The following is an 18,082-nucleotide window of genomic DNA, read 5'->3' as shown; positions in this document are numbered from 1 at the left end:
GGCACCTGGGAAAGCGTTCCTCCCATGAGAGGACTTCCGGCCGCCGCGCTGACGGGCGTGACCGCTACCGTCGTTATCCACAGACCCGGGCCGTGACCTGCACCGTCCGGGAGCAGCCGAGCGACCCGGATCCGGCCCTCACCCAGCTGATCGGGGTCCGCCCCAGCGCGTCTACGTCGACGACGTGACGTCCGACTGCTACCGCACGATAAGCCCGCAAGGTTCGGCAATGGATGCGCCAACTCAAGGAAAGAAGCCGTGAGCGACCGCCGCCCTCGCTTCGAGATCGTCGACGAGCCCGACGGTCGGGCCTCGATCCTTGACCACGCCGCCCGCGTCGCCTACCCGTTCCTCGACCGGTCGACTGCCGAGGAGGTCCTCGCCAAGCTGACGCCGGTCGAGATCATCCGCCGCTACCACCCGTCGGCGTCCCATTACCGCACCCTGACCAGAGAGACCTGACCGTCCACCCGCAGCAAGGGTCGAGGACAACGGCCCGGGGCCGCCGCAGTTGCTGCGGCGGCCCCGGGCCGTTGTCCTGCCGGCCGTTGCCGGCTTCCTGCCCTAGAGCTCCGAGGCCGGAACCCCAACGCCGAGGATGATCGGAGCCTGCTTGGCCTTGCCTGGCTCCTTGGCGGCCTGCTCCGCGGGAGCGGGCGCAGCAGGTGCCTGTGCGGTGAAGGAATGCCCGGCGGGGCGTTCCTCCACGGCAGGCCCGGAGGCCTGTTCGACGGCGCTCTCGTTGGCCGCGCCCTGAGCCCGGCTGGCGGAGCGGTGCCGGCGTCCGCGGCGCCGGCCGGTGTGACCGGAGAGCGCGGCTTCCGCGGTCTCGCCGACGGCGCTGCCCCGGGTCGCGCTGCCGGTTTCGGCCTGGGCGGGTGCCACCCGGTTGAAAGCCTCGGTCAGGCTCTCCAAGGTCAGGGCCGGCTCCTCCACGGCGGCCGCCGGGGAATGCTCGGCGCGCGGAAGGGCCACCTGCTCGCCGTTGATGGTCAGCACGGCGGAACCGGTGTCCGCGGCCGTGCCCGCGCCGGCATCCGGACCGGCGGATGCAGCGGCGGCACGTTCGGCCGCCTCATGGGCGGCATGCTCCTCGGCCTCATGGGCGGCATGGGCTGCGGCGGCGATATTGGCCAACGCGGCCCGGGCCTTGGCCTGGCGCTCGGCTTCCTCGTGCTGCTGCGCCTCGGCGGTCTGCTGGTCCGGCTGGTCCTGTCCGCGGCTGCGCCGCTTCTCGCTGCGCGACGGCTTCTCCACCCGGATCTGCTTCTCGCGCAGCTGGTGCTGGTGGTGCTCGGCGGCAACGGCCGCCCGGCGGTGCTCCACCGGCTCCTCGTGCGTGACCACGCCGCGGCCGCCGCAGTGCTCACACTGCTCGCCGAAGACTTCCAGCAGTCCTGTACCCATGCGTTTGCGGGTCATCTGGACCAGGCCCAGCGAGGTCACTTCGGCCACCTGGTGCTTGGTCCGGTCCCGGCCCAGACATTCGACCAGGCGCCGGAGCACCAGGTCGCGGTTGGACTCCAGCACCATGTCGATGAAGTCGATCACGATGATGCCGCCGATGTCGCGCAGCCGCAGCTGGCGGACCACCTCTTCGGCGGCCTCGAGGTTGTTCTTGGTGACGGTTTCCTCAAGGTTTCCGCCGGAGCCGGTGAACTTGCCGGTGTTGACGTCCACCACGGTCATCGCCTCGGTGCGGTCGATCACCAGCGAGCCGCCGGACGGCAGGAAGACCTTCCGCTCCAGTGCCTTGTGGATCTGCTCGTCGATCCGGTTGGCGGCGAAGATGTCTTCCTCGGACGACCACTTCTCGAGCCGGTCCACCAGGTCCGGAGCCACGTAGGTCACGTACGCCTCGATGGTGTCCCACGCCTCATCGCCGGAGACGATCAGCTTGGAGAAGTCCTCGTTGAAGACATCACGGACCACCTTGATGGTCAGGTCCGGTTCGGCATAGAGCAGTTCCGGAGCCAGCGTCTTGGTGGAGGCAGCCTGGTTCTCGATCGCTTCCCACTGGGCGCGCAGGCGGTTGATGTCGTTCATCAACTCTTCCTCGCTCGCGCCCTCGGCGGCGGTACGGACGATCACGCCGGCGCCGTCGGGCACATGCTCCTTGAGGATCTTCTTCAGCCGGTTGCGCTCCACGTCCGGGAGCTTCCGGGAAATCCCGGTCATGGAGCCGCCCGGCACATAGACCAGGAAGCGTCCGGGCAGCGAAATCTGGCTGGTCAGCCGCGCACCCTTGTGTCCCACCGGGTCCTTGGTGACCTGCACCAGCACCGAGTCCCCGGACTTCAGGGCCAGTTCGATGCGCCGCGGCTGCCCGTCCAGGTGGGCCGCATCCCAGTTGACTTCGCCGGCGTAGAGCACGGCGTTCCGGCCGCGCCCGATGTCGATGAAGGCCGCTTCCATGCTGGGCAGCACATTCTGGACCTTGCCCAGGTAGACATTGCCGATCAGCGAATCCTGCTGGGTCTTGGAAACGAAATGCTCGGCCAGCACACCGTCCTCGAGGACGGCGATCTGGATCCGCTCGTCGCGCTGGCGGACCACCATCTGGCGGTCCACGGATTCGCGCCGGGCCAGGAACTCGGCCTCGGTGATCACCTGCCGGCGGCGGCCGGACTCCCGGGATTCGCGGCGGCGCTGGCGCTTGGCTTCCAGCCGGGTGGACCCCTTCACGGAGGCAACCTTGTTGCTCGGGGCGGTTTCGGCGGCCTGGCGCGGTGCCCGGACCCGGGTAATGGTGTTGGGCGGATCGTCGTCCAGTCCCCCGGACAGCTCCAAGTCCTGGTCGCCACGGCGCCGCCGGCGACGACGGCGGGAGACCACCCCGTCGGTGGCCTCGGCGGTTTCGGCCGCTTCCTCTTCGGCAGGCCCGGCGGTCTCTGCCGGCTCGGTTCCGGCGGCTTCGCCGCGGGTCCGGCTCCGGCCGCGGCGGCTGCGCCGGCTGCGGCGCCGTCCGGCCTCCTCTTCTTCCTCTTCGTCGTACTCCGCTTCGACCGGCTGCGCCTCGGGGCGGGCCGCGGTGATGGCGGAAAGATCCGGGGCGTGGAAGAGCAGGGAGACCGGCGAATCGGGCACGACGAACGGGGAGCGTACTGCGGCGCCGTCCTCGGCGGGGGCAGCCTCCGCTGCGGCCGGTTCCTCGTCCGCGGGGGCAGCTTCGGCTGCGGCCGGCTCCTCCTCGGCGGCAGTCGCCGCGCCGGTGCCTGCGGCTTCCGCTCCGGCAGGTTCTTCCGCTGCCGGGGCAGCCTCGGCCTCGGCAGCCGCCTGGCCGGCGGCCTCCACAACGGCGCCGGCTTCAGCGGCGTCCGGCGCGGGTGTTTCCCCGGCTTCGGCTGCTTCGGCTGCCGCTTCCGGCGCGGCAGCGGCCGGGCTTTCCGCAGGGGCTCCAGCCGCGGATCCGGCGGGCTGCTCCTCGGCGGGTTTCGCCGCGCTCTTGCGGCGGCGCGGCGTCCTGGCCTTGGGCGCGGCTTCGGTGGCTTCACCAGCCTGCCCGCTCACAGCGGCCGCTGCAGCGCCGTCGACGGCCACGGCTTCGGGTTGGGTTTCCGGCTGGGCAAGCGCCGGGGCTGCTGCCTCTGCCGGGCTGCCGGCGGGTGCCTCTTTGGCTGCCGGCACCGCAGTCTTGCGGGTGCGGCGCGTCCGGGGCTTGGCCGGCACGGCTTCCTGCTGCACCTGCCCGGCCGGGGCATCGCCTTCCGGAATACCCGGGATGGCGGTCTGGGTGGGTCCGCCGGCTTCGGCCGGCTCGGCGGCCTTGTGGCGGCGCGGGCGGGCGGGCTTCTTGGCGGGGGCTTCCACCGCTTCGGTTTCGACGTCTGTTACTGCCGGATTCAGCTGTTCGTTATCCATTTATCACTGCGCTCCAGCCCTTGCGGCACCGGCCACATCCCGGCGCCCTCGGGGGCGAGTAGCCGGTTATCCTTCGGGCCCTGGGGCCACCCGTCACCGGAAGTCGTATCGGTATCACCCGGGTTCGCGCCAGCAGTGGGGCGCGGCACACCCGGGGACCAGCGGCGCGTTTCCTAACTACCGCATATATTCTCTTCATCGGTAGGGCTGCCACGCGGATTCCCTGTGTACCCATCCGGGTGATGGGCACCGTATCGAGAAGCATCGCCGGCAGCACCGGAAGCCTGTCGCTGGACCGGCAATGGAATGTGGGTCCATTGCCAGCCAAGACCCATTCTCTCACACCGGCCGGTATTTGGTTATCATTCGCAACTTCCCCACGCGGTAAAATCGTGCCTACCGACAGTCGATGATCAGGAGACCGGTGAACAACAACACTGTTACCGAGGAATCCGCCGCAGTACCTGCCGGCGGTGTCCGGAGCGCGGCCCAGGCTTCCCATCTGAGGCAGGCTCCCTTTGCGTGGCTCCTGCTGGCGACCGGCGTGGTGGGCTGGGTGATGTCCGCCATCCTGGTCCTGGAGCGGCTTGAGGTCTACAGGAATCCGGCCCACGTCACCAGCTGCGACATCAACCCGTGGATCTCCTGCGGCAAGGTTTTCGAGCACTGGCAGGCCTCGCTGTTCGGCTTCCCCAACCCCCTGATCGGCATCGTGGCGTTCGCCGTTCCGATCACCACGGCAATGGTCATGCTGGCCGGGGCACAGTTCCGCCGCTGGTACTGGATCGGCCTGCAGGCAGGTGTGACCCTGGGGTTCGTCTTCGTGGTCTGGCTGTGGAGCCAGGCGCTCTTCGATATCTACATCCTGTGCCTGTACTGCATGGGCGTCTGGGCGATGATGATCCCGATGTTCATCCAGCTGACGGCCCGGAACCTGGCCCACGGCGTGATCAAGGCCCCGGCCGCGTTCGTCCGGTTCTTCACCAGCTGGTCCTGGACCATTATCGTGCTGCTGTGGATTGCGACGGCGGCCAGCGTCTTCTTCCGCTTCCTGAACGCCTTTATCGGCGTCTGACCGCCACCCGGGTCCCGCGGATACATCCGCACGTCCGCAGGCCTTTTCATTTTCTGACTAGCGACGGCGCGCCGGCAGGGCTGGTAGCCTGCTGTCTCCAGCTATGGACCGAATAGCAGGACTGGCGGGAACCTGCGCCAGGGATCGCGGTACTGGAGAGAATGGAGCAAGAAATGCGAGGCAGTAATCTCGTTTGGACCATTGTCGGCGTGCTGCTAGCAATAGCACTCATCATATGGATCGTTTCTGCAATTTGATCAGTAACGCGGCTGGTCCTGGTGCATCAACGGAAGATCGCTGGTGACCGAGTACCGGGAACCTCCCGCTGGGCCCACTACCGCAAGGCCCGGGAAGGCATCCAGTCGGATGCCTTCCCGGGCCTTCTGCGTTCCATGCCGGAGCAGGGGTGGAATTTCAGCTGAACCAGATGGCGATTTCGCGCTCGGCCGATTCCGGGGAATCCGACCCGTGCACCAGGTTCTGCTGCACCTTCAGGCCCCAGTCCCGGCCAAAGTCGCCGCGGATGGTGCCCGGGGCGGCTGCGGTCGGTTCAGTGGTTCCGGCCAGCGAGCGGAAGCCCTCGATCACGCGCTGGCCTTCGAAGACGGCGGCGGCGGTAGGGCCGCTGAGCATGAATTCCACGAGCGGCTCGTAGAACGGTTTGCCGATGTGTTCCTCGTAGTGCCGTTCCAGCAGCTCGCGGGTGGCGGTGACCAGCTTCAGCTCGACCAGCTTGTAGCCTTTGGCCTCCACCCGGGAAAGGATCGTGCCGGTCAGTCCGCGTGCCACGCCGTCGGGCTTGATCAGTACGAGTGTGCGCTCAACGCTCACGTAGTTGCTCCTCTGGTTTCCTCACGGTTTCTACAGTCTTGTCCCACTTTAGAGGGTGGGGTGCCGGCTTCGCCCGCACCCCACCCTACTTCTCCGTGGCCTCCGGGTGGTTGCGTTCCCATTCGGCCTGCGCGGCGTCGCGCTCCTTGTTTTCCCTGTCGATCCGGGCGCCCGTCACGATGCCGTACCACCAGGTCAGCGCGAACAGAACGCCGACCAGGAACATCATCGGCACCACGAACCCGGTGGCGATGATCAGCAGCTGCAGCACCCAGCCGAGCCGGTAGCCCAGCGGCTTGCGCAGCAGGGCGCAGCACAGGACCAGCAGCAGGGACAGGACCATCCCGGCCCCGAGGATCAGCTGCGGCGGGATGCTGTCCCGCTGCAGGCCGAAGGCGACCAGCGTGCCGAAGAAGACCACGAAGGCCTCCAGCGACAGCACCGTCGAGGCAAAAGTCACCTTGATGGACCGCCGCTTTTTCGGCATGTCCGGGCGCCATTCGCGCTGTGCTTTGGTCAGTCGTGCCATGGCTTAGTTCCCCATAATGTCCGGGCTGCCCGGCTTGTCCGGCTTTCCCAGCAGGATGCGCGCATCCGCCACCAGCGTGATGGAACCGGTGATCAGCACGCCGCCGGCCAGGTCGTTGTTGGCTTCGGCCTGCTCCACGGCCCAGACCACCGCCTCGTCCAGCTGCGGTTCGATGTGCACGGCGTCGGCGGGGAACCCTGCGGCGACCGCGTCCTCGGCCAGCTGCTCGGGGTCGATCGCCCGCGGCGAATTGGACGCGGTCACGCAGATTTCCTGCACCAGGTCTCCGAACTGTGAGCGCAGCGCCTCGAACACGCCCACGGAATCCTTCTCCTGCAGGATGCCGACCACGGGCACCAGCTTGGTGAAGTTGAAGGCCTCGGTGATCGCCTCGGCGCTCACCCGCATGCCGTCCGGATTATGCGCCGCGTCCACAATGATCGTCGGGGCGGTACGGACCACCTCGATCCGTCCGGGCGAAGTGACGGTGCGGAAGGCCTCGCGCAGGACTTCCACGTCCAGCGGCTTCTCGCCGCCGCCCAGGAAGGCTTCCAGCGCCGCCACCGCCACCGCCGCGTTTTGCGCCTGGTGGGCGCCGTAGAGCGGCAGCAGCAGGTCCTCGTAGCGCCCGGCCAGGCCGGAGACGGTCACCTGCTGGCCGCCGACGGCCAGCAGCCGGGACTCGGCATGGAATTCCACGCCCTCGAACCGGAAGGGCACCCGGAGTTCCCGGGCCTTCTCCAGCAGCACCTGCGCCGCGTCCACCGGCTGTGCGGCGCTGACCAGGAAGCCGCCGGGCTTGATAATCCCTGCCTTCTCGTAGGCAATGTCCTCGGTGGTCTCCCCCAGCAGGTCCGTATGGTCCAGCGAAATGGGGGTGATCACGGACACCTGCCCGTCGATGACGTTGGTGGCATCGGTGATGCCGCCCAGGCCCACCTCGATGACCGCAACTTCCACCGGCTCGTCGGCGAAGATGGCGATGGCCAGGATGGTCATGCACTCAAAGTACGTCAGCCGGGGCTCGCCAGCGGCCTCGAGTTCCTGGTCCACGATCTGAAGGTAGGGACGGATCTCGTCCCAGATCCGCACGAAGGTCTCGTCCGCCACGGGCTCGCCGTCGATGCTGATCCGCTCGGTCACCTTGGTCAGGTGCGGGCTGGTGTAGCGGCCGGTGCGCAGGCCGTGCGCCCGCAGCCCGGCGTCAATCATCCGCGCCGTCGAGGTCTTGCCGTTGGTGCCGGTGATGTGGATGCTGGCGAAGGCCTTGTTGGGTTCGCCCAGGATCTCCATTGCCCGGAACAGCGGAGCCATCCGGGGTTCCATCTTGTTCTCCGGCGCCCGGCCCAGCAGTTCCGCATAGACGCTTTCCACGCCAAATTCATCGCTCATGATGCGCCCCTCAGCCTGGCTCACGCCTCGATCTTTTCGACAGTGACTTCCTGCGCCCCGCCGGCCACCAGCACCAGGTCCACGGTCAGCGTCTCCTCGGAGACCAGCTCGCGGTGGGCGCTGAGCGCATCCAGGACGGTCTGGTCGGCGCTGACGGTGGTGCGGATCCGGTCGCTGACCACCAGGTCGGCGTCCTTGCGGGCCTGCTGGATGGCACGGACCATGTCGCGCGCCACGCCTTCGGCCTCCAGTTCCGCGGTCACCTCGGTGTTCAGCACCACGAAGCCGCCGCCGGGCAGCACACCCACGGAAGCCGAACCGGCGCCGTCGGAGCCCTGGGCGGACACGACCGTTTCCAGCGTGTACTCGTGCGGCTCCAGCGCCAGCCCGCCGGCGGTGACGTTGCCGGCGTCGTCCACCGACCAGTCCCCGGACTTGGAGGCCTTGATGGCCGTCTGCACGTCCTTGCCCAGGCGCGGTCCGGCGGCGCGGGCGTTGACCACCAGCTTCTGCTCGATGCCGAATTCCTCCGGCGAGGCGCTGCCGGCCTCGACCAGCCGGACCGTCTTGATGTTCAGCTCGTCCTTGATGATCTCCTCGTAGGCGCCGGTGAGCTCGCCGGCGTGGGCGGCGACGACCGTCAGCTCGGACAGCGGCAGGCGCACGCGCAGGTTGGCGGCCTTGCGCAGGCTCGAGCCCACGGAGCAGACCCGGCGGGTCGCTTCCATGCGCTCCACGAGGTCCTCCATCACCGGGAACGCCGCGGCATCCGGCCAGTCCTCCAGGTGCACCGAACGTCCGCCGGTCAGCCCGCGCCAGATCTCCTCGGTGACCAGCGGCAGCAGCGATGCGGCAGCCCGGCAGACCGACTCGAGACAGGTGTAGAGCACGTCGAAGGCATCGGCATCCTCGTCGAAGAACCGCTGGCGGCTACGGCGGACGTACCAGTTGGTCAGCGTATCCAGGTACTCCCGCAGCGCGTCGCAGGCGCCGCTGACGTCATAGGCGTCCATGCTGCCGGTCATGCGGCGGATGAGGTCGCCGGTGTTCGCCAGGATGTACTGGTCCAGCGAATCCAGGGAGGCGATGCGCCCGGGGTCGCCGAGCACTGAGCGGGCCTCGTAGCCGGCGCCGCCGTTCGCGGTGTTCGTGTACAGCTTGAAGAAGTGCCACACGTTCCACAGCGGCAGGATGACCTGGCGGACGCCGTCGCGGATGCCCTGCTCGGTGACGATCAGGTTGCCGCCGCGCAGGATGGGCGAGGACATTAGGAACCAGCGCATCGCGTCGGAACCGTCCCGGTCCAGGACCTCGGAGACGTCCGGGTAGTTCTGCAGGCTCTTGGACATCTTCTGCCCGTCCGAGCCAAGCACGATGCCGTGGCTGATCACGTTCCGGAAGGCCGGACGGTCGAACAGCGCGGTGGCCAGGATGTGCAGGGTGTAGAACCAGCCGCGGGTCTGGCCGATGTACTCGACAATGAAGTCGCCCGGGTTGTGGTGCTCGAACCAGTCCTGGTTCGCGTGCGGGTAGTGCACCTGGGCGTACGGCATGGAACCGGAGTCGAACCAGACATCGAGCACATCCGGCACACGGCGCATCATCGACTGGCCGGTCGGATCGTCCGGGTTGGGCCGGGTGAGGTCGTCAATGTAGGGCCGGTGCAGGTCCGGCTCGCCGGCCTCGTTGCGCGGCAGCCGGCCGAAGTCGGCCTCGAGCTCGGCCAGCGAGCCATAGACGTCCGTGCGCGGGTAGTCCGGGTTGTCCGATTCCCAGACCGGGATTGGGCTGCCCCAGTAGCGGTTGCGGCTGATCGACCAGTCCCGGGCGTTCTCCAGCCACTTGCCGAACTGGCCGTCCTTGACGTTCTCCGGGATCCAGTTGATCTGCTGGTTCAGCTCGACCATCCGGTCCTTGAACTTGGTCACCTCGACGTACCAGGAGGAGATGGCGCGGTAGATCAGCGGCGTGCGGCAGCGCCAGCAGTGCGGGTAGTTGTGCTCGTAGCTGGCCTGCCGCAGCAGCCGGCCTTCGGCCTTGAGCACGCGGATGATCGGCTTGTTGGCCTCGAACACCTGCAGGCCGGCGATTTCGGCCAGCGGCCCCTTGGTGAAGGTGGGCAGAAACTTGGCGCCCTCGTCCACGGACACGATCACGGGGATGCCGTTGGCCTCGCAGACCCGCTGGTCGTCCTCGCCGAAGGCCGATGCCTGGTGGACCAGGCCGGTGCCGTCGGTGGTGGTGACATAGTCGTCGGGCAGGATCCGCCAGGCGTTCTGCGTGCCCCAGGTCTCGGTGTCCGCGTAGTAGTCCCAGAGCGGCCGGTACTGCAGGCCCTCCAGCTGCGCACCGGTGTAGGTGGTGGTGACCGCCGCTGCCGCGGCAGCGGCGTCGTCGTACCCCAGGTCCTTCGCGTACGAGCCGAGCAGGTCCTGCGCCAGCAGGAACTTCTCCCCGGCGGCGGAGGTGCCGTTGGGTCCGGCGGGGACGACGGCGTAGGCGATTTCGGGGCCGACGGCGAGCGCGAGGTTGGTCGGCAGGGTCCAGGGCGTGGTGGTCCAGGCCAGCGCGTTCACGCCCTCGAGCTCGCGGGACAGCTCGCTGTCCCCGGCCAGGATCGGGAAGGTGACAGTGACCGTCTGGTCCTGGCGGTTCTTGTAGACGTCCTCGTCCATGCGCAGCTCATGGTTGGACAGCGGCGTCTCGTCCCGCCAGCAGTACGGCAGCACGCGGTAGCCGTTGTAGGTCAGGCCCTTGGAGTGCAGCTGCTTGAAGGCCCAGATCACCGACTCCATGTACTCGACGTTGAGGGTCTTGTAGTCGTTCTCGAAGTCCACCCAGCGGGCCTGGCGGGTGACATAGGCCTGCCACTCCTTGGTGTAGCGCAGCACGGACTCGCGGCAGGCGGCGTTGAACTTGTCGATGCCCATGGCCTCGATCTGCTTTTTGTCCGTCATGCCCAGCTGTTTCATGGCTTCTAGTTCGGCGGGCAGGCCGTGGGTGTCCCAGCCGAAGCGACGCTCCACGCGCTTGCCGCGCTGGGTCTGGTAGCGGCCCACGATGTCCTTGACATAGCCGGTCAGCAGGTGGCCGTAGTGCGGCAGGCCGTTGGCAAAGGGCGGGCCGTCGTAGAAGACGAATTCGTTCGCGCCGTTCTCCCCGGCTTCGCGCGCGTCGATGGATGCCTGGAAGGTGCCGTCGGCGTCCCAGTACTTCAGGACCAGTTCCTCGATCTCGGGGAACCTCGGGGAGCTCTGGGCGGCGGCCTCGCCGGCGGTGGCGGCCTTGGGGTAGATCTGTGGCATGTGCGTCATCCTGGAAAGACAAGCTGCTGGGCAAGGGCGGTTGTTGCTGCGAGGACGTGCCCTGCGCCGGCTGCCTGCAGCGTGCTGCTGCGGCCGGCCTGCGCGGAACCCGCGGTACCACCTCACTTGCCGCCCGCCGCCGGTCCCGTTGCCGGGGCCTGCCAGGGACAGCCACTCATTCTCTGCTGTGACGGGCAGGCCCGCCCGGTTCTACTGAGCTTGCGCCGTTCTTCCGGAAGCTCCCCGGTGATGGCCGGATCAACGCCGTTGGATCCAGTTTAGCGCAGCGGGCGGGCTTGCATTTGCCGGCGGACAGGCCTGCTCAGGAACTCCTGCGGATGAGCTTGTGCGCGGCCGCCTGGGCCACCGGGCGCATGACGATCTGGTCCAGGTTCACGTGGTGCGGCAGGTTCAGCGAATACGCCACCACATCGGCCACGTCTTCGGCCAGCAGGGGCTTCTCCACGCCTTCGTAGACCTTTTCCGCGGCCTGCTGGTCCCCGCCCAGCCGGTTGAGCGCGAATTCCTCGGTGCGCACCAGTCCGGGGGCGACCTCGATCACGCGCACATTGTGCTCGGCTTCTTCCAGCCGCAGGGTGGCGGCCATCGAGTGCTCGGCGAACTTGGCCGCGACGTAGCCTCCGCCGCCCTCGTAGGCCACCAGCCCCGCCGTCGAGGTCAGCAGCAGCACCGAGCCTTCGCCGTTGTCCCGCAGCGCGGGCAGGAAGCCCTGGAGCATGCGCAGGGTGCCGAGCACGTTGACGTCGTACATCTTTTCCCAGTCGGCCAGGCTGCCCTCCGCGACCGTATCCACGCCGAAGGCGCCGCCGGCGATGTTCACCAGCGCGTCCACGCCGCCGCCGGCGAGGACCTCGGCCACCAGGCGGTCGACGTCGTCCTGGTTGGTCACATCCGCGACAAACGGCACTGCCCCGGTTTCCCGGGCCAGGTCCTCGAGCAGGTGGGCCCTGCGGGCGACGGCGGCGACCTCCCAGCCGCTGCGGCACAGGGCGCGCACACTGGCGGCGCCGATACCCGAACTTGCCCCGGTCACTACTGCACGCTTGGTCATGACACCCAAGCGTAGCGGCGCGGAGCGCTAGCGGTGTCCGAGCCTTTCGAGGATGACCTGGCGCAGGACGACAGCCTGGTTGTGCTCTTCGTCCTTGGCGCCAAAGAGCAGGCACAGCTTCCGTTCCCTGCGCGCCAGCTGCACCAGCTGTTCCACGGCTTCGGAGCCTTCCAGCTCACGCCGGTAGGCGGCGGCGAAGTCCTCGAACTTCTCCGGATCGTGCCCGAATTCCCGGCGCAGCCCGTCCGACGGCCCGGCTGCCTTGAGCCACAGGTCGATCCCGGCGTCCTCCTTCCGGATGCCGCGCGGCCACAGGCGGTCCACCAGTACGCGGTAGCCGTCCCCGGCCTGGTCGTAGATGCGCTTGATCCGTATATCGGCCATGCCCGCACCGCCTCTTCAGCTCAGGCTCTTCAGCTCAGGCCGCTTCGGCCCGGGCCGCAGGCCTCTGCGGATGGCGGCCCACGGTCGGTTCCACTAAGTCCTGTCAGTCACTGGGAGTGATATCCGTTGTGAGGCCGCGGTTATCCGGCGTGCCGGCCTCCTCGTCAGCCGCCGGTCCCGCGGCAGCATTCAGCCCCCGCGCCTCCGCCTCGGCGGTACCGCTGCTACTGCCACCCTCGGCATTGCCAGCATCCCGGGTGGCAACCCCGCCGGCGCTGTTGGCAGTGCCTGGCTCGCTGCCGGAGCCGCCGGGAACATCGCCGAAGCCCTCAGCACCGCCCCCGGGTTCCGCCTGGCTGTCTTCACCGTCCCTGGGCACGGGGTCTGCCGCACCGCTGAGACCGTCCCGCACCAGGTCCTCCGAGCCCTTCGGGCCGCTCAATTCCTCGCTCATGCTTTCCCTGCCTCCCCATGGTTAGGTCCTGTCCGGGAGTTTCCCCTCAATGCTAAGCAGGCTGACTATGGGTGTCGAGGAGGATGGCAGGAACGGACGGAATGTGCGGGTGCGGCCGGCCAGCCGCGAAGGTGAACCCATCCGTCGCCGCATGGAAGAATGGCACCTATGGCAGAACATGACCTGGGCACAGACACGCCCACCACCGTAAACGTCCCCGACAAACCCGCGCTGGAGGGCCTCGAGGACATCCACTCCCGGCGCTGGCGCGAGGAAGGCACCTACGCCTTCAATCCGGACACTGTGCGGGAGCAGGTCTACTCGATCGACACTCCCCCGCCCACCGCCTCCGGCTCCCTGCATGTGGGCCACATGTTCTCCTACACCCAGACCGACGTGCTGGCCCGCTACCAGCGCATGCGCGGCAGGAATGTCTTCTACCCCATGGGCTGGGACGACAACGGCCTGCCCACCGAACGCCGCGTGCAGAACTACTACGGGGTACGCTGCGATCCGTCGGTGCCGTACGACCCGGACTACCGTCCCCCGGCCAAGCCGGCGAAGAACCAGCGCGATTTCGACGTCGTATCGCGCCGTAACTTCATCGAGCTATGCGAGGAGCTGGCCTCCGAGGACGAGAAGGTCTTCGAGAACCTCTTCACCACCTTGGGCCTGTCCGTGGACTGGGACCTGACGTACCGGACCATTGACGACGCCTCCCGCGCCGTCTCCCAGCGCGCCTTCCTGGCCAACTTGACCGCCGGCGACGCCTACCTCGCCGAGGCCCCGACGCTGTGGGATGTCACCTTCCGTACCGCCGTCGCGCAGGCCGAGCTGGAAGACCGCGAAATGCCGGGCGCCTATTACCGCTACGGCTTCAACACCCCCGGAGGGGACAAGGTCTACATCGAGACCACCCGGCCCGAACTGCTGCCCGCCTGCGTGGCGCTGGTGGCCCATCCCGACGACGAGCGGTACCAGCCGCTGTTCGGCACCAAAGTCACCTCGCCGCTGTTCGGCGTGGAGGTCGAGGTCAAGGCCCACCCGCTGGCCAAGCCGGACAAGGGCGCCGGCATCGCCATGGTCTGCACTTTCGGCGACCTCACCGACGTGACGTGGTGGCGCGAGCTGCAGCTGCCCACCCGTGCCATTGTCGGCCGCGACGGGCGCATCATTGCCGAGACGCCGGAGTGGATCACCTCCGACGAGGGCAAGGCCAACTATGCCGAACTGGCCGGCAAGACGGTCTTCTCCGCAAAGGAAAAGGTCGTCGAACTGCTGGGTGCGGCCGGCGAACTCGACGGCGAGCCGAAGACCATGATGCATCCGGTCAACTTCTACGAGAAGGGCGACAAGCCCCTGGAAGTTGTCACCTCACGCCAGTGGTACATCCGCAACGGAGGCCGCGACGAGGAGCGCCGCGCCCGGCTGATCGGCCGCGGCCAGGAGATCGACTTCCACCCGTCCTTCATGCGCTCGCGCTATGAAAACTGGATCGAGGGCCTCAACGGCGACTGGCTGATTTCCCGCCAGCGCTTCTTCGGCGTGCCGATTCCGGTCTGGTACCCGCTGGACGACGCCGGCGAGCCGGATTACGAGCACCCGATCCTGCCGGGCGACGGCATGCTGCCGGTGGATCCGGCGGCGGAGCCTGCTCCGGGCTATGACGAATCCCAGCGCGATGCGCCCGGCGGGTTCATCGGCGACACGGACGTGCTCGACACCTGGGCCACCTCCTCGCTGACCCCACAGATCGTGGGCCGCTGGAGCCGCGACGAGGACTTCTTCGCCAAGGTCTTCCCCTTCGACCTGCGCCCGCAGGGCCACGACATCATCCGGACCTGGCTCTTCTCCTCGGTGGTCCGCGCGGACGCGCTGCAGGAGGCCGCACCGTGGAAGCATGCGGCGATCTCCGGCTGGATCCTGGACCCGGACCGGAAGAAGATGTCCAAGTCCAAGGGCAACGTGGTGGTTCCCACCGACGTGCTCGAGCAGTTCGGCTCGGACGCGGTCCGCTACTGGGCGGCTTCGGCCAAGCTGGGCGCGGACACCGCCTACGAGGTGGCGCAGATGAAGATCGGCCGCCGCCTGGCCATCAAGCTGCTGAACGCCTCCAAGTTCGTGCTCAACCTCGGTGCCACCGAGGCGTCGGTGATCACCGGTGATGCTTCGGTCGTCACCAATCCCTTGGACAAGTCGCTGCTGGGGCAGCTGGCGGATGTGGTCGAGCAGGCCACGGCGGCCTTCGAGAACTACGACTACGCGCGTGCCCTGCAGATCACCGAGTCCTTCTTCTGGTCCTTCACCGACGACTACGTCGAACTGGTCAAGGACCGCGCCTACGGCGGCGCCGGTGAGGCGGAGCAGGCCTCGGTGCTGGCAGCGCTGGCCACGACGCTGGATGCCCTGCTGCGGCTTTTCGCCCCGTTCCTGCCCTTCGCCACCGAGGAGGTCTGGACCTGGTGGCGCGCCGGTTCCGTGCACCGGGCCGAGTGGCCGGGCGCGCAGGCCCTGGCCGGAATCGCCGCCGCAGCGGACAAGGACCTGCTGGGTACCGTGGGCCTGGCCCTGGGCGGGCTGCGCAAGGCCAAGTCCGAGGCCAAGGTCAAGCAGCGCACCGAGGTGCTCTCCGCCGTCGTCACCGCTCCGGCGGCGCTGATCGCGCAGCTGCGGGCCGGCGAGGGCGACCTAAAGGCGGCGGGCAATGCCCGGGCGCTGACCTTCGAGGAGTCCGACGGCGACCTGACCGTCAAGAGTGTGGAACTGGCTCCGGCCGAGGCCTGAGCCGGCCCGCCGGGGCATTAAAGAGGGGAAGCCCCATCAGCGTTTAGCCGTTGGTGGGGCTTCGACTCTGTGATCCAAAGGTGACGCTTTGGGTCTCGCGAACTCCTCGGAATTTCAGGTCTTCCTAGCCTCGTCACCGGCTGGCAGTTAGCGGAACGTGTCCGCTACTTGTCACTGAATCTTTGGTGTTCGGTCCGGCATCTTTTGACGGATGCCTAACTCCATATATACGCCGATGCACGGCGACACGCCAGTACCAGTGCGGTCTTATTTAAGGAAAAACCCCGCTGTGGGTTTCTGCTGCCGGTATGGACCGGGAGCAGAAACTCACAGCGGGGGACGGCCCTCACTGACCGGAGTCAGTTGAACTCGGGGCTGGTGGTCCGGGAGCGCTTGATCTCGTAGAAGTAGGGGTACTCGGCCAGCGCGACGGCGCCGTCGAAGATGGTTCCGGCCTGTTCCCCGCGCGGGATGCGGGTAAGCACCGGGCCGAAGAAGGCGGTGCCGTTGAGGGCGACCACCGGCGTGCCGACTTCGTCGCCGACCTTGGAGATGCCCTCCTGGTGGCTGGCCCGCAGCTGCTCGTCGAACTCGGTGGAGGCAGCGTAGGCAGCCAGGTCGGCCGGCAGCGCCAGCTCGTCCAGGGCTTCGGCGATCACCGCGTCGTAGTCGTTGTTTCCTTCATTGTGGATGCGCTTGCCCATGGCGTCGTACAGGGGCTTGACGAACTCGTCTCCATGCAGCTCCCGCGCGGCAGTCAGCACACGGACGGGGGCCCAGGCCTTCTTCATGCGCTCCTTGTAGGCTTCGGGCAGTTCCTCGCGGCCGTCGTTAAGCACCGCCAGGCTCATGACATGCCAGTCCACCTTGATGTCCCGGACCTCTTCAACCTCCAGGATCCAGCGCGAGGTAATCCAGGCAAACGGGCATACGGGGTCGAACCAGAAGTCAACGGTCGAGGGGGCGTTGGATGCGGGCATGCGTCAGCTCCAGATGGGTAGGGAACGTTCGGACGGCACGACAGTGCCGTAGTACGTAACCGGCGGTCAGGCGGATTTGTTCCTGCGCTTGGCCACCACGTCGTGGGAAATCAGGGTGGGCTCGGCCTTGTTCAGCACCACGTCGGGGGTGATCACCACGGCGGCGATGTCCTCCCGGCTGGGCAGCTCGAACTGGATCGGCAGCAGGGATTCCTCCATGATGGCCCGCAGCCCGCGGGCACCGGTGCCCCGTTCCAGGGCCAGGTCCGCCACGGCTTCGAGCGCCTCCTGCTCGAAGCTCAGTTCCACGCCGTCGAGCTGGAACATCTTCTGGTACTGCTTGATCAGCGCGTTCTTCGGCTCCGTGAGGATCTTGATCAGTGCCGGGCGGTCCAGGTTGGCCACGGTGGTAATGACGGGAAGGCGCCCGATGAATTCCGGGATGAGCCCGAACTTCAGCAGGTCCTCCGGCATGACATCACCGTAGGAATCCATGTCCTTGCGGGCTTCGTTCAGCGGGGCGCCGAACCCGATGCCCTTGCGTCCGGCCCGCGACCCGATGATCTCTTCGAGGCCGGCAAAGGCGCCGGCCACGATGAAGAGCACATTGGTGGTGTCGATCTGGATGAATTCCTGGTGCGGGTGCTTGCGGCCACCCTGCGGCGGGACCGAGGCGACGGTGCCTTCGAGGATCTTGAGCAGGGCCTGCTGCACGCCTTCGCCGGAGACATCCCGGGTAATGGAGGGGTTCTCGCTCTTGCGCGAGATCTTGTCGATCTCGTCGATGTAGATGATGCCCTGCTCGGCCTTCTTGACGTCATAGTCCGCGGCCTGGATGAGCTTGAGCAGGATGTTCTCCACGTCCTCGCCCACATAGCCAGCCTCGGTAAGCGCGGTGGCATCCGCCACCGCGAAGGGGACGTTGAGCCGGCGGGCCAGGGTCTGGGCCAGATAGGTCTTGCCGCAGCCGGTCGGGCCGATCAGCAGGATGTTGGACTTGCCCACCTCCACATCCTCCAGCGGACTGGCGTCCGAGAGGTTGGCCGTGCCCTTGGGCGCGTGGCCGGACTGGATGCGCTTGTAGTGGTTGTACACAGCAACGGCCAGGGCCCGCTTGGCCGGCTCCTGGCCGATGACGTATTCCTGCAGGAAGTCGAAGATTTCCCGCGGCTTGGGCAGTTCGAAGCTCCCCAGGTCCGAGACCTCGGAGAGTTCCTCCTCGATGATCTCGTTGCACAGATCGATGCACTCGTCGCAGATGTAGACCCCGGGCCCGGCGATCAGTTTGCGCACCTGCTTCTGGCTCTTGCCGCAGAAGGAGCATTTGAGCAGATCAGCGCTCTCACCAATGCGAGCCATGTTCTGTCCCCTTACCTGGTCCTGCAATAGTTACCGTCAATGCCGCTGACAAAACT

The 18,082-nt window shown here is 67.4% G+C and carries 13 protein-coding genes; 3 read left to right on the top strand and 10 right to left on the bottom strand.

The genetic code is table 11. The features are described from left to right. Window positions 1-258 precede the first annotated feature (258 nt). Window positions 259-462 (top strand): hypothetical protein, encoded by a 204-nt coding sequence (locus HGG74_RS16880; RefSeq protein ID WP_168488253.1) that lies wholly within the window; start codon window positions 259-261, stop codon window positions 460-462. A 102-nt stretch (window positions 463-564) separates the two neighbouring features. Here HGG74_RS16880 and HGG74_RS16875 read toward each other — a convergent pair whose 3' ends face one another. Further along, window positions 565-3,861: an Rne/Rng family ribonuclease gene (locus HGG74_RS16875; protein WP_168488251.1), complete on the bottom strand. Its 3,297-nt coding sequence runs from the start codon at window positions 3,859-3,861 to the stop codon at window positions 565-567. Window positions 3,862-4,270: 409 nt separating this feature from the next. Between HGG74_RS16875 and HGG74_RS16870 the strand changes: the two genes are divergently transcribed. Next, window positions 4,271-4,936, top strand: coding sequence for a vitamin K epoxide reductase family protein (locus HGG74_RS16870; protein ID WP_168488249.1), 666 nt, complete (start codon window positions 4,271-4,273; stop codon window positions 4,934-4,936). 414 nt (window positions 4,937-5,350) lie between these two features. Here HGG74_RS16870 and ndk read toward each other — a convergent pair whose 3' ends face one another. The 7 genes from ndk to HGG74_RS16835 form a co-directional block, all read right to left on the bottom strand. Further along, window positions 5,351-5,767 (bottom strand): nucleoside-diphosphate kinase, encoded by a 417-nt coding sequence (gene ndk, locus HGG74_RS16865; protein WP_168488247.1) that lies wholly within the window; start codon window positions 5,765-5,767, stop codon window positions 5,351-5,353. A gap of 85 nt (window positions 5,768-5,852) precedes the next feature. Then, window positions 5,853-6,296 carry a DUF4233 domain-containing protein gene (locus tag HGG74_RS16860; RefSeq protein ID WP_168488245.1) on the bottom strand — a complete coding sequence of 148 codons (444 nt, stop codon included), beginning with the start codon at window positions 6,294-6,296 and terminating at the stop codon, window positions 5,853-5,855. Window positions 6,297-6,299: 3 nt separating this feature from the next. Then, the gene (locus HGG74_RS16855; protein ID WP_168488243.1) at window positions 6,300-7,688 is read right to left on the bottom strand and encodes a bifunctional folylpolyglutamate synthase/dihydrofolate synthase; all 1,389 of its coding nucleotides are present in this window, start codon (window positions 7,686-7,688) and stop codon (window positions 6,300-6,302) included. Window positions 7,689-7,708: 20 nt separating this feature from the next. Next, window positions 7,709-11,002, bottom strand: coding sequence for an isoleucine--tRNA ligase (gene ileS / locus HGG74_RS16850; RefSeq protein WP_168488241.1), 3,294 nt, complete (start codon window positions 11,000-11,002; stop codon window positions 7,709-7,711). A gap of 313 nt (window positions 11,003-11,315) precedes the next feature. After that, on the bottom strand, window positions 11,316-12,065 hold the full coding sequence (locus tag HGG74_RS16845) for an SDR family oxidoreductase (protein ID WP_168488239.1): 750 nt from the start codon (window positions 12,063-12,065) through the stop codon (window positions 11,316-11,318). A 27-nt stretch (window positions 12,066-12,092) separates the two neighbouring features. Continuing rightward, window positions 12,093-12,449, bottom strand: coding sequence for a DUF488 domain-containing protein (locus HGG74_RS16840; protein WP_205762081.1), 357 nt, complete (start codon window positions 12,447-12,449; stop codon window positions 12,093-12,095). 103 nt (window positions 12,450-12,552) lie between these two features. Further along, window positions 12,553-12,903: a hypothetical protein gene (locus tag HGG74_RS16835; protein WP_168488237.1), complete on the bottom strand. Its 351-nt coding sequence runs from the start codon at window positions 12,901-12,903 to the stop codon at window positions 12,553-12,555. A gap of 168 nt (window positions 12,904-13,071) precedes the next feature. Between HGG74_RS16835 and valS the strand changes: the two genes are divergently transcribed. Beyond that, window positions 13,072-15,687 (top strand): valine--tRNA ligase, encoded by a 2,616-nt coding sequence (valS, locus tag HGG74_RS16830; protein ID WP_168488235.1) that lies wholly within the window; start codon window positions 13,072-13,074, stop codon window positions 15,685-15,687. A 359-nt stretch (window positions 15,688-16,046) separates the two neighbouring features. Here the strand turns inward: valS and HGG74_RS16825 are convergent, their stop codons facing one another. Both HGG74_RS16825 and clpX read right to left on the bottom strand, forming a co-directional pair. Then, complete coding sequence (locus tag HGG74_RS16825; protein ID WP_168488233.1) at window positions 16,047-16,667, bottom strand: mycothiol-dependent nitroreductase Rv2466c family protein; 621 nt, start codon at window positions 16,665-16,667, stop codon at window positions 16,047-16,049. Window positions 16,668-16,733: 66 nt separating this feature from the next. After that, window positions 16,734-18,026, bottom strand: coding sequence for an ATP-dependent Clp protease ATP-binding subunit ClpX (gene clpX / locus HGG74_RS16820; RefSeq protein ID WP_168488231.1), 1,293 nt, complete (start codon window positions 18,024-18,026; stop codon window positions 16,734-16,736). Window positions 18,027-18,082: the final 56 nt, after the last annotated feature.

The organism is Arthrobacter mobilis (assembly GCF_012395835.1).
Classification (GTDB): domain Bacteria; phylum Actinomycetota; class Actinomycetes; order Actinomycetales; family Micrococcaceae; genus Crystallibacter; species Crystallibacter mobilis.
The sequence above is the reverse complement of the archived record's forward strand: the minus strand, read 5'-3'. Positions and strand labels throughout refer to the sequence as shown.